The organism is Actinoplanes sp. NPDC000266, assembly GCF_042899005.1.
Classification (GTDB): Bacteria; Actinomycetota; Actinomycetes; order Mycobacteriales; family Micromonosporaceae; genus Actinoplanes.
Genome location: NZ_JBIAZI010000007.1, coordinates 286,141 through 299,822 on the forward strand (window position 1 = coordinate 286,141; position 13,682 = coordinate 299,822).

The window sequence follows — 13,682 nt, forward strand, 5'->3', positions numbered from 1 at the left end:
CGCGTCACGGATCCGGCCGACGCGTCACGGACCCGGCCGACGCGTCACGGATCCGGCCGCGGCCGGCGGCGACCGGGCTGAGGCTGGCGTGAACCCGGCGGCTGCTGTCATGGCCCGACCCGGCCGGCGCTGTCGCTGGGTCTGGGTCGGCGCTGTGATGGGCCGGGCTGGCGCTGTCGTCAGGTGGGGCGGCGCCGACATGATCCGGCCGGCGTCGGCGTGTCGGGTTCGGGGCTCGCGGGGTGGCCGGTCCGGAATTGGATGCGCTCGTTCCGCTACGGTCGAGCGCGTGGCGGAACAGGAAGTGGCGGGGCCGGATTCGGTGGGGTTGCCGTTCGCCTTCGGGCGTGAGGCCGATGTCTACGCGCTCGGTGACGGCCGGGTTCTGCGGCGTTACCGGCACGGGGGTGATGTCGCGGCGGAGGCGGCCGTCATGGCGTACGCGGGGAAGCGGGGTTTTCCCGTCCCTGAGGTTTTCGAAGCCCGCGGCACCGACCTCGTCATGGAACGCCTCGACGGACCCACCCTCGCCCAGGCCCTGCTCGCCGGCGATCTCCCTCTCGACCGCGGCGCCACCATCCTCGCCGACCTGCTCCGGCGGCTGCACGACCTGCCGCCGATGAATGAGGGCGAGACCGTTGTCCACCTCGATCTTCACCCCGAGAACGTCGTGCTCAGCCAGCGCGGGCCCGTTCTCATCGACTGGCGCAACGCCGGTGACGGGCCGGCCGACCTCGACACCGCCCTGGCCGCCCTCATCCTCGCCCAGGTCGCCGTCGGCGCCATCGACCACGAGCTCGGTGGCCAGGCCGGCGAGTTGCTCGATGTTTTCCTTCAGCTCGCCCCCGGTGATCCTCTCCGGCTCCTTCCCGAAGCCGTCGAGATCAAGCGCGGGCAGCCCACCATGTCGCCCGAGGAGATCGAGCAACTCTCCGTGGCCGCCGCCCGAGTACGAGGAGTGAAGTAGATGCGCGCCCTGGTACAGACCGTGAGCCGGGCCAGCGTCACCGTCGACGACGAAGTAGTCGGCAAGATCGAGGACGGCCTGCTGGTGCTCGTCGGCGTCACCCACGACGACACGCCCGAGAAGGCCGAGCTGCTCGCCCGCAAGACCCACGAACTCCGCATTCTGGACGACGAGAAGAGCGCGTCCGACCTGAGCGCCCCGATTCTCGTGGTCAGCCAGTTCACCCTCTACGGCGACGCCCGGAAGGGCCGCCGGCCCACCTGGAACGCCGCGGCGCCGGCCGAGACGGCCGAGCCGCTCGTCACCGCCTATGTCGAAGCACTGCGCGCCCGGGGCGCGACCGTGGAGACCGGCCGCTTCCGGGCGCACATGCTGGTCGAGAGCGTGAACGTGGGGCCACGCTCCATCTGGTTGGAGCTTTAGAAGAACAGCCCCCGGCGCTGCGCCGACTGCCGCAGCCAGTTGTCGAGCTGCGCGCCCCAGTCGGTGTGGTCGACCGTCGCGTAGTCCACGTCGAACCGGCCGAACGCGTCGTGGCCCTCGGTGAACAGGCCGCCCCGCTTGTCGATCTCCAGGATCACCTGGAGTTTCTGCGGCGTCGGGATGAACGTCAGCTCGAGCTGGTTGATCCCGCTCGCGTAGGCCGACGGCGGGTAGAACTCGATCTCCTGGTAGAACGGCAGGCTCTGCTGCGCCCCGTAGACCCGGCCGCGCTCGACGTCGGCCCGGCTGAACCGGAAGCCGAGCCGCAGCAGCGCGTCGAGGAGGCGCTCCTGCGCCGGCAGCGGGTGCACCGCCACCGCGTCCAGATCGGACTTGTCCACCGCTCGCGCCACCTCGAGCTCGGTGGCCAGCCCCATCGTCATGCCGTGCAGGTGCTGCCCGTACACCTCGGTGATCGGGGTTTCCCACGGCACGTCGAAGCGGAACGGTACGTCGTATTTCGCACCCGGCTCCAGGCGGAACGAACCGGTCAGCCGCTGGCGGTGGAACTCCTGGTCGGTGTTGTACTCACTGTCACCGCTCTCCACCTCGACCCGCGTGACCAGGCCGACCGCGAGATATTCGACGTCGACGGCGTGATCGCCGCCGACCACGTGCACCTGGCCCTCGAGGAATCCGCCCGGCCGGCAGTTGGGGTTGGCCAGCACCGTTTCGACTGACGGGCCACCGACTCCCAGTGCCTGCAACATCTTTTTGAAGACCACTGAACCATCTCCTCCTCGCGGGCGTGTGGGGAACAGTATCGACGCACAGCAACCGACCGGTACCGGCATTTCGGGCACTTGTCGGCTTGGCGACGTCAGGGTTCTCCCTGATTCATGCCACCTGGACGCTTGCCTCACCTCGGCTTAACGCGTCCCGGGCCAAGCTATCGATCACCGGCACGCAAGTGACTGGGACAGCTCGAGACGGTTTATCAGCGGGGAGGGGACTGAAAGGTGGTCCTGCAGATGAAGGCGACCGACAACAGCATGACGGACGGTGTCGAGCTCCTCACCGACCTGGACGCTACCGACGAGCGTGGCGTCTCCGCGGATCTGGTCCGGGCCTATCTGAACGGCATCGGCCGGACCCGCCTGCTCACCGCCGTCGAGGAGGTCGAGCTCTCCAAGCGGATCGAGGCCGGCCTCTACGCCGACGAGAAGCTCCCGGCGGCAGGCGACGACCTGGCACCGCTCCTCCGCGTCATCATCGCCGAGGGCAAGGCGGCCAAGAACCACCTCCTCGAGGCCAACCTCCGGCTCGTGGTCAGCATCGCGAAGCGCTACACCGGCCGTGGCATGGCCTTCCTCGACCTGATCCAGGAGGGCAACCTGGGCCTGATCCGCGCGGTCGAGAAGTTCGACTACACCAAGGGCTACAAGTTCTCCACGTACGCCACCTGGTGGATCCGGCAGGCGATCACCCGCGCCATGGCCGACCAGGCCCGCACCATCCGCATCCCGGTGCACATGGTCGAGCAGGTCAACCGCATGGTCCGCAGCCGCCGCGACCTCGCCGCCACGCTGGGCCGCGAGCCGAGCATCGCCGAGATCGCCACGGCCATGGGCGTTCAGGAATTCCAGGTCATCGAGCTCATCTCGTACGACCGTGAGCCGGTCAGCCTCGACCAGGCCGTCGGCGAGGACGGCGAGAGCGCCCTGGGCGACTTCGTCGCCGCCGTCGAGCACCAGCCGGGCGCCGGCCACGGTCAGGGCGAGCTGCGCAGCGAGGTCGAGATCGTGCTGGCCACGCTCTCCGAGCGCGAGTCGGCCGTGATCCGCCTGCGCTTCGGCCTCGACGACGGCCGTCAGCGCACTCTCGACGAGGTCGGCCGCGAGTTCGGCCTGAGCCGGGAGCGCATCCGCCAGATCGAGAAGGTCACCATGCTCAAGCTCCGCGACCCCGAGCGCGCGTCGCGTCTCGAGGCCTACGCCAGCTGACAACCGATCAACCCGCCGCCCGGTGAGCCGACACAGCTCCCGGGCGGTTGTGCTGTCAGCGGCCGGAAAAGGCCTGCGAAGATGAGCGCCATGACGATTTCCCTGCCGATCGACGCCGCCGCGAACGAACTGCTCACCAAGGACCCGCTGGCGCTGCTCATCGGCATGACCCTCGATCAGCAGATCCCGCTGGAGAAGGCCTTCACGTCGCCGTGGGTGCTGGCTCAGCGGCTCGGGCACGCCTACACGGCCGAGGAGCTGGCCGACTTCGACCCCGAGGCGCTCATCGCGATCTTCGCCGAGCCGCCGGCGCTGCACCGGTTCCCCAAGGCGATGGCCGCCCGCGTGCAGGAGGTGTGCCGGGCGCTCGTCGACCGCTACGACGGCGACGCCGCCAACCTGTGGGCCGGCGTCGAGGACGGCGGAGAGCTGCTCAAGCGGGTCGCCTCGCTGCCCGGGTTCGGCCAGCAGAAGTCGCTGATCTTCGTGGCTCTGCTGGGCAAGCAGTACGGTGTCGAGCCGTCCGGCTGGCGGGAGGCCGCCGGTGGCTACGGCGCCGAGGGTTCGTTCAAGTCCGTGGCCGACATCGTCGACGGGGAGTCGCTCGGCAAGGTGCGCGCGTACAAGAAGGAAATGAAGGCGGCCGCCAAGGTCAAGTGAAGGTATTGCGTCGAAGTCTGTCCATTTCTCTCTTCTCCTCGAGCCTGCGGTGCCAGGATTTCCGGAGGTGAGGAAAGTCCGCGTTACCTGCGGTTTTCCCCGACTCCGGTTGTCCATGACGCGTATGCGCACGGCAGTTGAAAGAGAGAGGGGAGACCACCCCCATGCCCTTGACGACGAGCTCCGCCAACGGGCGGGCCACCGATCAGGCCCGGGCCAGCCGGCCGGTGTCGGCGCCGGCCCGGCCCGCGGCCCGCGGCGGGGACACCGACGCCGGCCGCCGCCAGGCCCGTTCCGTGGCGAAGCAGCAGCAGGCGGCCGAGCGGATCGCCGCCGCCACCGCCGAGATCTCCGCCCAGAACGCCGAGGCCACCGAGGCCTCGCGCCAACTGACGGAGTCGATGCAGCAGATCTCGGCCGGTGCCGAGGAGGCCTCGGGCGCGACCCAGCAGAGCCTGGCCGCGATGAACCAGGTCGAGGAGCGGGTCGGCCGGCAGGAGTCGACGACCCGTCAGGTCGCCGAGCTCAGCCAGGCCCTGCAGAATCTGCTCGGCGAGACCCGTAGCGGCATCAACAACCTGCTGGCCAACGTCGACAGCGCGTCCACTCGGCAGACCTCCTCGGTTGTGAAGATCACCGAGCTCGAGAAGCAAGCCGACGAAATCGGCGAAATCGTCAAGACGGTGGCACACATCGCCGATCAGACGAATCTTCTCGCGCTGAACGCGGCCATCGAGGCCGCCCGGGCCCGTCAGCACGGCAAGGGCTTCGCCGTGGTCGCCGACGAGGTGCGCACGCTCGCCGAGACCAGCGAGCGCAGCGCCCGGCAGATCCGTGACCTGATCGACGAGGTGCGCGAGAGCGTCACCACGATCGCCTCGGGGGTGCAGTCGTCGGCCGAGACGGCGCGCAGCGAGGTGGAGAAGGGCAAGTCGATCACCGAGCAGCTCGAGACCATTCGGGCCGACATGGGCACGATCATGACCGGCGCCACCGAGATGGCCAAGGCCGCGGTCGAGGCGCAGGACGCGACGAGATCGGCGAAGACCCGCTCGGAGGAGATCGCCGCGGCGGCCGAGCAGCAGTCGGCCGCGTGTGAGGAGTCGCTGCAGACGGTCAACCAGCAGACCCAGGCGCTGCGGCAGAGCGACCAGGCCGCCGAGTCGCTGGCCGAGATCTCCGAAGGGCTGCGCAACAGCACCGACGTCTCCAAGAGCGCGGAGGAGGTCGCCTCGGCGGCCGAGCAGCTGTCGGCCGCGGTGGAGGAGATCAACCGGGCCGCGACCCAGATCAACGTCGCGATCAACGAGATCAACTCGGGGGCGCGCACGGCGGCTGAGAAGGGCCAGCAGACCTCGGAGTCCGTCACGAAGATCGAGCAGGGCGCTCAGCTGTCGATGAGCCGCGCCGGCAACGCGGTCGAGCGAGCCGATGTCATCCTGGGCCTGCTCGGCACGAACAAGGACGCCGTCGACTCGATGATCAACGCGATCGCCCAGGCGTCCCGTGACGGCATCGAGAGCGTCCGCAAGGTGACCGAGCTGGAGCAGATCTCCCGCCGGATCGACAAGATCGTCGACGCGATCGCGAACGTCTCCATCCAGACCAACATGCTGGCCGTGAACGGCTCGGTCGAGTCGGCCCGGGCCGGCGAGTTCGGCAAGGGCTTCGCGGTCGTCTCGACCGATATCCGCAACCTGGCCCGCGACTCCGCCGACAACGCCGACCGGATCAAGGACCTGGTCAAGGCGGTGCAGGACCGGATCGTCGAGGTCCGTTCCGACCTCGAGGAGACCAGCCGCCAGGCGCTGGCCGAGGTCGAGGCGGCCAAGATCACCACGGCTCGCCTCGAGGAGATCGAGCGGGACATGCAGCAGGTGCGGGCCGGCAACGAGGAGGTCCGCGAGTCGGCCCAGGAGATCACCGGCGTGCTGGGCGAGGTCAAGACCGGGCTGGAGCAGATCTCGTCGGCCGCCAACGAGGCCGAGCAACTCGCCGGGCAGGCGTCCACCGCGGCCCGCGAACAATCGCAGGGCGCCGAGGAGCTGGCGGCCGCGGTCGAGGAGATCGCCGCGCTGGCCGACGAGCTCCAGAACGCCGCCGGCTGAGGAGGGGCGCATCCATGAGCCTCGAAGACGAAACCGCTGCGGACGACGACAATACCGACTACGTCACGTTCGACATGGCCGGTGAGCGGTACGCCTTCCCGATGAGCCGGGTCCAGGAGATCATCCGGATGCCGGCCGTGGTGAAGGTCCCGCTCGGCCCGCCCTCGCTGGAGGGACTGGCCAACCTGCGCGGCCGTGTGCTGCCGGTGGTGAGCCTGCGCGACTGCTGTGACATGGACGCGCGGGACCACGACGAGACCACCCGCGTGATCATCGTCGACGGTGGCGTGCCGCTCGGCTTCGTGGTCGACCGGGTCTCCAGCGTGATCAGCATCGACCCGGCGGCGCTGGAGTCGGCCGACGGGGTGCAGTCGACCGTCCGCTCCGACGTGCTGGTCGGCGTGATCAAGGCCGAGGGCGGCGCCATGACGACGATCCTCGACGTGGATCGCCTCGTGGGCAGCCAGTTCGACCATCTCACGGCCCGGGTGTCGGCCGCCGACCCGGGCGCGAGCGCGCGGATGACGATGGAGCGCGAGGACGACGGTGAGGGCGAGAGCGACGACACGCTCGAGCTGGTCAGCTTCGCCGTGCAGGGCCAGGAGTACGCGCTGCCGATCGACCAGGTGCAGGAGATCGTCCAGGCTCCGGAGGCGGTCAGCCACGTGCCCAACGCGGGCAGCCGCGTGCTGGGCGTGATCGACCTGCGGGGCCGGCTGCTGCCGGTGGTGAGCATGCGCCGGGTGTTCGGCCTGCCGGTGACGCCGCTGGAGCCGCAGAACCGGATCGTCGTCGTTTCGATCGACGGCGGCGTGGTCGGCGTCGTGATGGACACCGTGCGCGAGGTGCTGCGCGTCCCGCATCAGCTGGTGGCGCCACTGCCGGCCTTCATGGCCGGCGACGGCCGCAAGAGCGAGGTGGAGTCGGTGTGCCGGCTGGAGGACGGCAAACGCCTGGTCTCCGTCCTGAGCGTCAACCGGATGTTCGACTCCCCGGAGGTACGCAACGAGATCGCCGAGCACCAGGGGCACGAGGAGGCGGCAGAGATGGCCGATGACCGCAGGGCGGCCGATGACGGCCGGGGTGACGAGGAGCTGTTCGTCGTGTTCCGGCTCGACGACGAGGAGTACGCCGTCGACGTCGACGCCGTGCAGGAGATCATCCGGGTGCCGGAGGCCCTGATCCGGGTGCCGAAGTCGTACGACTTCGTCGAGGGCCTGGTCAATCTGCGCGGGACCGTGCTGCCGGTGGTCGATCTCCGTACGAGACTCGGTCTGCCCCGCGGCGAGCCGGACGAGCGGCAGCGCATCGTCGTGCTGATCATCAACGGGGTCCGGACCGGCTTCATCGTCGACTCGGTGGCCGAGGTGGCCCGGGTGGGACGGCACGTGCTGGAGCCGGCGCCGCAGCTCTCGGCCGAGCAGGCCCGTCTCGTGTCGCGGGTGGCCAACCTGCCCGAGCAGAAGCGGATGCTGCTGCTCGTCCAGGTCGACCAGCTGCTCGCGGCCGAGCAGGCGGCCGCGCTGGACGTCGTCTGCGAGGAGGTCGTCGTAGAGGCCGGCGACCTCGTCACCGTCTGATCGGGAGACTCCACTGTGGCACCGTCGGTCCTCGTAGTCGACGACTCGGCCCTGATGCGCCGGGCGGTCAAGGGCATCCTCGAGGAGGGTGGTTTCGAGGTACACACGGCCCGCAACGGCGTCGACGCCCTCGAACAACTTGATCGTGTACGCCCGGACGCCATCACCCTCGACATCAACATGCCGGAGATGGACGGTCTCACCTGCCTCGCGAAGATCATGGCGGAGCGGCCGACCCCGGTCGTCATGCTGTCGTCCCTGACCGAGAAGAACGCGCTGGTCACCTTCGAGGCGCTGGAGCTGGGCGCGGTCGATTACGTGGCCAAGCCGGGCGGCACCGTCTCGCTGAACATCGACGAGGTCGCCCGGGAGATCGTCAGCAAGGTCCAGGCCGCGGCCTCGGCCCGGATCAACCGGTCGCGCGGGTTGCGGGAGCGGCTCAAGGCGGCGCCGGAGCGAAAGGCGCCACCCGGCAAGCCGAGCAAGGCGGGCGAGGTCGACCTGCTGCTGATCGGCTCGTCGACCGGCGGACCGGCGCTGCTGAACGAGCTGCTGCCCCAGCTGCCGGGCACGCTCGGGGCGCCGGTGGTGATCGCCCAGCACATCCCGGCGTCGTTCACCGCCACCCTCGCGCGCCGGCTGGACGAGATCTGCCAGCTGCGCGTGCACGAGGTGGATCGGATCATGAACATCGAGCGTGGCCACATCTACATCGGCAAGGGCAGCGCCGACGTGGTGGTGGCCCGCCGCACCGACGGTCTGATCGTCAAGAGCGTCCCGGCCGCCGCCGAGTACCGCTGGCATCCGAGCGTGGACCGGCTGGTCTCGTCGGCCCGCCGGCACATCGCGGCCGAGCGCCTGGTCTGCACGCTGCTGACCGGCATGGGCGACGACGGCGCGACCGAGATGGCCGCGGTGAAGGCCGACGGTGGCCGGACGATCGCCGAGGCCGAGGAGACGGCGGTCGTCTGGGGCATGCCGGGCGAGCTGTCCCGGCGCGGCGGGGCCACGCTCACCCTGCCCTCGTACGAGATCGCCGAACGCCTCGCCGACTGGGTTCGCTGAGAGAGAAGGGGGATCATCGTGGGACTCGTTCGCCGCAACGCGCCGCCGCCCGAGGAGACGGCCGCGCCACCGTCCGCCGACACCCTGCTGAGCCAGCTCGACGACGCCGACCCGGAGCTGCGCCGGGAGGCGGCGCTGGGCCTGGACGGCTCGGCCGAGGCCGTGCCCGCGCTGCTCGACCGGGTCGCCGGCGAGACCGCGGCGGCGGTGCGCGACGCCATGCTCACCACCCTCGCCGCGCACGACACAGCCCAGGTCGCCGAAGGGCTCGCCGTCCACCTGGCCAGCGACGACGCCGGCCTGCGGACGGCCGTGGCCGAGACGCTGGCCACGATGCCGCGCTCGGTGCCGGCCATCGTGCCCCGGCTCATCGAGGACGACGACCACGACGTACGGGTGATGACCGCGATGGTCCTGGCCGACCTGCCCCATCCCGAGGCGATGACCTGGCTGGCCGTGATGATCCGGGAGGACCCGCACCCGAACGTGGTCACCGCGGCCATCGACGCGCTGCTCCCGTCGGTCGGGCCCGAGCACCACGAACTGCTGCGGGGCGCGGTCGAGCGCTTCCCGGACGACCCGTTCCTGCGGTTCACGGTCGAGGCGGCGGTCAAGTGACCAGTGCGGCCACGGCCGGCGCCGGCCTCAGCGAGGCGGAGTTCGAGAAGTTCCGCGAGTACTTCTACAAGCGGACCGGAATCCAGTTCGCCCCGTCCAAGCGCTACTTCGTCGACAAGCGCATCGACACGTGCATCAAGAACTCCGAGTTCGACACCTTCACCACGTGGTTCGCCGCGCTGCGCCTGAGCGCCCGGGACGACCTGCTCCAGGAGCTGATCAACCAGCTCACCGTCAACGAGACATACTTCCTGCGCGAGGACTACCAGTTCGACTCGATGCTCCGCACGGTGCTGCCGGACGTCGTCGAGGCGCGGGGCGGGGCGAACCGCATCGTCGGTCCGATCAAGATCCTTTCGTTGCCCTGCTCGACCGGCGAGGAGCCGTACTCGATCGCGCTGCGCCTGCTCGAGGAGTGGGATCTGATCGAGCGGCTCGACGTGGAGATCCACGGCGCCGACATCGACAGCTCGGTCCTGGACCGGGCGCGGCACGCCAGTTACGGCGACCGCTCGCTGCAGCGCGTGCCCAAGAAATGGCGGGACAAGTACTTCAGCCCGGTCGGCACGGGCCGCTATCAGCTCGACGAGGGCATCCGCGGCGCGGTCACGCTGCACCAGGTCAACGTCACCGACACCCTCGCGATGCGGGCGTTCCGCGACTTCGACGTGATCTTCTGCCGGAACGTGCTCATCTACTTCGACGAGCTGTCCAGCCGGCGGGCGGCCGAGAACCTCTACGGCGCCATGCGGCCCGGTGGCTATCTGTTCCTCGGCCATTCCGAGTCGATGAGCCGCATTTCGCCGATCTTCACACCCACCCGCCTGCCGGAGGGCATCGTCTACCAACGACCGACCGGAGCCAACCGATGACAGAGACCCCAGTGAAGGTGCTGGTCGTCGACGACGCCGCCACTGTGCGGCTCTATCACACCAGCCTGCTCTCCGAGGCCGGCTTCGCCGTCGAGGAGGCCGCGAACGGACTGGAAGCCGTCGAGGCCGCCCTCACCACCGCGTTCGACCTGTTCGTGGTCGACGTCAACATGCCCAAGATGAACGGCTACACCTGCGTGGAGACGCTGCGCTCGGAGACCGTCGGCACGCCGGCCCCGGTCCTGATGATCAGCACCGAGGACCGTCCGGGCGACGCCGAGCGGGCGTACGCGGCGGGCGCGAATCTCTACATGGTCAAGCCGGTCTCGGCCGAGCGCCTGGTCCGGGTGGCCCGGATGCTCACCGCGGGACGGGGCATTCCGGCATGAATCCGCTGCTCGCCCAGTTCCTCGCCGAGGCGGCGGACCTGCTCACCCAGGTCGACGAGGGCCTGCTCCAGCTCGAACGCGACCCGGGCGACCCGGAGCTGGTCAACGAGGTGTTCCGGGCCGCGCACACGTTCAAGGGCTCGTCCGGGCTCTTCGACTTCCCCGAGCTGACCCGGCTCACCCACGCCGCCGAGGACCTTCTCGACGCCGTACGGGGTGGGAAGCTCAACCTCGACTCGGGGATGACCGACGATCTGCTGGCCGCGTTCGACCTCATCCGTGGCTGGCTGGCCCATGTCACCCAGCACGAGCGGCTGCCCGCGAGCGCCGGCAGCGACGCCGCCGTCCTGATCACCAAGCTCCGCGGCCCGCTCGGCGGTGACGCGACCACGCCGGTGGTGGAGAAGGCGCCGATCGTCCACGTCATCGCCCCGCCGCCGGAGTGGCTGAGCCACTTCGAGCAGGAGTGGCTCGAGGCGACCATGACGTGGCTGACCACCACCTCCTCGACCCTGCGCTTCGCCCGCTATCTGCCCGACGAGGGCTGCTTCTTCCGGGCCGAGGACCCGCTGCATCTGATCAGCCAGGTGCCGGCGCTGGCCCGGATCGCCGTGGTGCCCCCGGACGAGTGGCCCGCGCCGGAGGACTACGACGAGTACGCCTGCCTGGTCGGCTTCGTGCTGGCCACCCGGGCCGGGCACGGCGAGCTCGACCATCTGTTCCGCTACGTGCCCGACCAGGTCGAGGTGGTCGAGCTCGACGGGGATTCGCTCCGCCGTTTCCTCAACGGCGAGGCCGAGCCCGAGCCGATGGCGGACGCCCCGCCGGCGCCGGTCGCGGCCGCGGAGCACGACCCGGCGGTGGTTCAGGACGCGTACGCGATCCTGACCGCGGCCCAGACGTCCCTGCGGGGCGACGAGGAGGTCGGCGCGGTCCGGCTGGCCTCGATCGCCCACGCGATCGCGGCCGCGGCGGCCGCCCTCGGCGAGATCACCGAGCTCTCCGAACTGAACGCCGAGCAGCTCACCGAGACGGTCAACCGCCTGCTCGGATCGACGCCCCCGCCGCCTCCACCGCCGGCGCCCGCGTCGGTCGAGCGGCCCGCGCCGGAGGAGCGGATCGACCGCGGCCGGGCCGACGATCCCGGCGGTCAGGTCGGCACCAAGATTCTCAAGGTCGACCAGGAGAAGGTCGACCACCTCATGGAGCTGGTCGGCGAGCTCAACGTGGCCAAGAACGGCCTGACCTTCCTGGCCGACGCGGCCGAGGAGGAGTTCGGCAGCCGGGTGCTCAGCCGGCGCATCAAGGACCAGTACTCGGGTCTGCACCGGATCGCCGAGGAGCTCCAGGCGGCCGTGATGGACGTGCGGATGCTGCCGCTGTCGGTGGCCTTCTCGCGGTTCCCTCGGCTCGTCCGCGACCTCAGCCGCCGGCTCGGCAAGAACATCGAGCTGGTCATGGAGGGCGAGGACACGATGGCCGACAAGGACGTCATCGAGGCCCTCGGCGACCCGCTCGTGCACCTCGTGCGCAACAGCCTCGACCACGGCATCGAGCTGCCGGACGAGCGGACCGCGGCCGGCAAGCCGCCCCAGGCGCGGATCACGCTCAGCGCGATCGCGGACGGCGACGCGGTGGTCGTGGAGATCGCCGACGACGGGCGGGGCATCAACCCGGTCAAGGTCAAGCGCAAGGCGTACGAGAAGGGTCTGATCTCCGAGGAGGAACTGGAGAGCATGGGCGACGCGGAGGCCGTGGAGCTGGTCTTCCGTGCCGGGTTCTCCACCGCCGACCAGGTTTCGGATCTCTCCGGGCGGGGAGTCGGCATGGACGCGGTCCGCGCGAGCGTGGAGAAGCTCGGCGGCACCGTGACCATGAAGTCGGAGCTCGGCAGTGGCAGCGTGACGCGGCTGCGGCTGCCGCTGTCGATGGCGGTCACCCAGGTGATGGTGGTCAGCGTGGCCGGGCAGCGGTTCGGCATCCCGGTCGACCTGGTGGTCGAGACCGTCCGCGTGCCGGGCGGCGAGATGGGCCGGGTCCTGCACCAGGACGTGGTCGTCCTGCGGGGCGAGGTGGTCCCGGTCATCGACCTGGCCCACGCCCTGCGGATGCCGTGGACGCCGGACGAGAACGACGACCGGCGGATCCTCATCGTCAGCCTGCACGGTCAGCGGGTCGGCCTGCTGGTCGAGCAGTTCCACCGGGAGGTCGACGTGATCCTCAAGCCGATGGAGGGCCTGCTCGCCTACGCGGACGAGTTCTCCGGCACCGCCCTGCTCGGCGACGGGCTGGTGCTGCTGGTGCTGAACATGAAGGAGGTGCTTGGTCTTGCCGCTCGAGCTGCATGAGGCGACCGCGACCTTGAGTGACGTGGTGACGGTCGACGAGGTCGAGCCGCTGGTGGCCTGGCTGCGCGCCACCACCAAACCGAAGGTCAACCTGCGCCGTTGCAACCATTTGCATACCGGCGCGCTCCAAGCTCTGCTGCTTTTCCAACCGAAGATCAGCTCGGCACCGGCGAACGCCTTCCTGGCGGAGCAGGTGCTGCCACTGCTCGCGGGGAGCAATGGCGCAGCCAGCCGACAAGGAAGTGAACCTCCATGACCACAGTGATGCTCGTCGACGACTCAGCCACCATGCTCATGAGCCTCAAGTCGATCCTGACCAAGGCCGGCTACTCCGTCGAGACCGCCGGGCACGGCAAGGAGGCGCTCGACAAGCTGGCCAAGGGCGTGAAGCCCAACCTGATCATCAGCGACGTCAACATGCCGCAGATGGACGGGATCACCTTCGTGCGCGAGGCCCGCAAGGCCCCGGGTATGCGCTTCACCCCGATGCTGATGCTGACCACCGAGTCCGAGCAGACCAAGCGCAACGAGGCCAAGTCCGCGGGCGCCACCGGCTGGCTGGTCAAGCCGGTCGCGCCGGACCAGCTCCTCGGTGTGATCAAGCAGGTCGTTCCGGGCGCCTGAGTTGAGCCCTTTCCTGGGAGGTTTC

14 protein-coding genes are annotated in these 13,682 nt (G+C 69.7%); 13 read left to right on the forward strand and 1 reads right to left on the reverse strand.

The window, feature by feature from the left end:
- Positions 1–289: 289 nt before the first annotated feature.
- Complete coding sequence (locus ACFY36_RS28780) at positions 290–967, forward strand: phosphotransferase (protein WP_499749025.1); 678 nt, start codon at positions 290–292, stop codon at positions 965–967.
- On the forward strand, positions 968–1,390 hold the full coding sequence (gene dtd / locus ACFY36_RS28785) for a D-aminoacyl-tRNA deacylase (RefSeq protein ID WP_499749026.1): 423 nt from the start codon (positions 968–970) through the stop codon (positions 1,388–1,390).
- Here dtd and ACFY36_RS28790 read toward each other — a convergent pair.
- Complete coding sequence (locus ACFY36_RS28790) at positions 1,387–2,175, reverse strand: sporulation protein (protein ID WP_097318610.1); 789 nt, start codon at positions 2,173–2,175, stop codon at positions 1,387–1,389. The genes dtd and ACFY36_RS28790 overlap by 4 nt on opposite strands.
- 246 nt (positions 2,176–2,421) lie before the next feature.
- Between ACFY36_RS28790 and sigB the strand changes: the two genes are divergently transcribed.
- The 11 genes from sigB to ACFY36_RS28845 all read left to right on the forward strand — a co-directional run bounded on the left by sigB (position 2,422) and on the right by ACFY36_RS28845 (position 13,657).
- Positions 2,422–3,393, forward strand: a complete 972-nt coding sequence (gene sigB, locus ACFY36_RS28795) for an RNA polymerase sigma factor SigB (RefSeq protein ID WP_499749027.1) — start codon at positions 2,422–2,424, stop codon at positions 3,391–3,393.
- A 90-nt stretch (positions 3,394–3,483) separates the two neighbouring features.
- A complete protein-coding gene (locus tag ACFY36_RS28800) occupies positions 3,484–4,053 on the forward strand; it encodes an HhH-GPD-type base excision DNA repair protein (RefSeq protein ID WP_499749028.1) in 570 nt (189 codons plus the stop codon).
- A gap of 164 nt (positions 4,054–4,217) precedes the next feature.
- The gene (locus tag ACFY36_RS28805; protein ID WP_499749029.1) at positions 4,218–6,161 is read left to right on the forward strand and encodes a methyl-accepting chemotaxis protein; all 1,944 of its coding nucleotides are present in this window, start codon (positions 4,218–4,220) and stop codon (positions 6,159–6,161) included.
- 14 nt (positions 6,162–6,175) lie between these two features.
- A complete protein-coding gene (locus ACFY36_RS28810; RefSeq protein WP_499749030.1) occupies positions 6,176–7,741 on the forward strand; it encodes a chemotaxis protein CheW in 1,566 nt (521 codons plus the stop codon).
- Positions 7,742–7,756: 15 nt separating this feature from the next.
- Positions 7,757–8,806 carry a chemotaxis-specific protein-glutamate methyltransferase CheB gene (gene cheB / locus ACFY36_RS28815; RefSeq protein ID WP_499749031.1) on the forward strand — a complete coding sequence of 350 codons (1,050 nt, stop codon included), beginning with the start codon at positions 7,757–7,759 and terminating at the stop codon, positions 8,804–8,806.
- Between the two features lie 18 nt (positions 8,807–8,824).
- Positions 8,825–9,424 carry a HEAT repeat domain-containing protein gene (locus ACFY36_RS28820; protein WP_499749032.1) on the forward strand — a complete coding sequence of 200 codons (600 nt, stop codon included), beginning with the start codon at positions 8,825–8,827 and terminating at the stop codon, positions 9,422–9,424.
- The gene (locus ACFY36_RS28825; protein ID WP_499749033.1) at positions 9,421–10,296 is read left to right on the forward strand and encodes a CheR family methyltransferase; all 876 of its coding nucleotides are present in this window, start codon (positions 9,421–9,423) and stop codon (positions 10,294–10,296) included. The genes ACFY36_RS28820 and ACFY36_RS28825 overlap by 4 nt, the downstream gene beginning before the upstream one ends.
- Complete coding sequence (locus ACFY36_RS28830) at positions 10,293–10,685, forward strand: response regulator (RefSeq protein ID WP_097318618.1); 393 nt, start codon at positions 10,293–10,295, stop codon at positions 10,683–10,685. Before ACFY36_RS28825 ends, ACFY36_RS28830 begins: the two co-directional genes overlap by 4 nt.
- Positions 10,682–13,033, forward strand: a complete 2,352-nt coding sequence (locus tag ACFY36_RS28835) for a chemotaxis protein CheA (protein ID WP_499749034.1) — start codon at positions 10,682–10,684, stop codon at positions 13,031–13,033. Before ACFY36_RS28830 ends, ACFY36_RS28835 begins: the two co-directional genes overlap by 4 nt.
- Positions 13,014–13,289, forward strand: coding sequence for a hypothetical protein (locus ACFY36_RS28840; protein WP_499749035.1), 276 nt, complete (start codon positions 13,014–13,016; stop codon positions 13,287–13,289). The genes ACFY36_RS28835 and ACFY36_RS28840 overlap by 20 nt, the downstream gene beginning before the upstream one ends.
- Positions 13,286–13,657, forward strand: coding sequence for a response regulator (locus tag ACFY36_RS28845; protein WP_499749036.1), 372 nt, complete (start codon positions 13,286–13,288; stop codon positions 13,655–13,657). Before ACFY36_RS28840 ends, ACFY36_RS28845 begins: the two co-directional genes overlap by 4 nt.
- Positions 13,658–13,682: the final 25 nt, after the last annotated feature.

What these genes read in the sequence shown, in the direction of transcription:
- sigB (WP_499749027.1), top strand. Translation starts at nt 2,422, where the DNA reads ATGAAGGCGACCGACAACAGCATGACGGACGGTGTCGAGCTCCTCACC.
- ACFY36_RS28810 (WP_499749030.1), top strand. Translation starts at nt 6,176, where the DNA reads ATGAGCCTCGAAGACGAAACCGCTGCGGACGACGACAATACCGACTAC.
- ACFY36_RS28805 (WP_499749029.1), top strand. Translation starts at nt 4,218, where the DNA reads ATGCCCTTGACGACGAGCTCCGCCAACGGGCGGGCCACCGATCAGGCC.
- ACFY36_RS28845 (WP_499749036.1), top strand. Translation starts at nt 13,286, where the DNA reads ATGACCACAGTGATGCTCGTCGACGACTCAGCCACCATGCTCATGAGC.
- ACFY36_RS28830 (WP_097318618.1), top strand. Translation starts at nt 10,293, where the DNA reads ATGACAGAGACCCCAGTGAAGGTGCTGGTCGTCGACGACGCCGCCACT.
- ACFY36_RS28835 (WP_499749034.1), top strand. Translation starts at nt 10,682, where the DNA reads ATGAATCCGCTGCTCGCCCAGTTCCTCGCCGAGGCGGCGGACCTGCTC.
- dtd (WP_499749026.1), top strand. Translation starts at nt 968, where the DNA reads ATGCGCGCCCTGGTACAGACCGTGAGCCGGGCCAGCGTCACCGTCGAC.
- ACFY36_RS28800 (WP_499749028.1), top strand. Translation starts at nt 3,484, where the DNA reads ATGACGATTTCCCTGCCGATCGACGCCGCCGCGAACGAACTGCTCACC.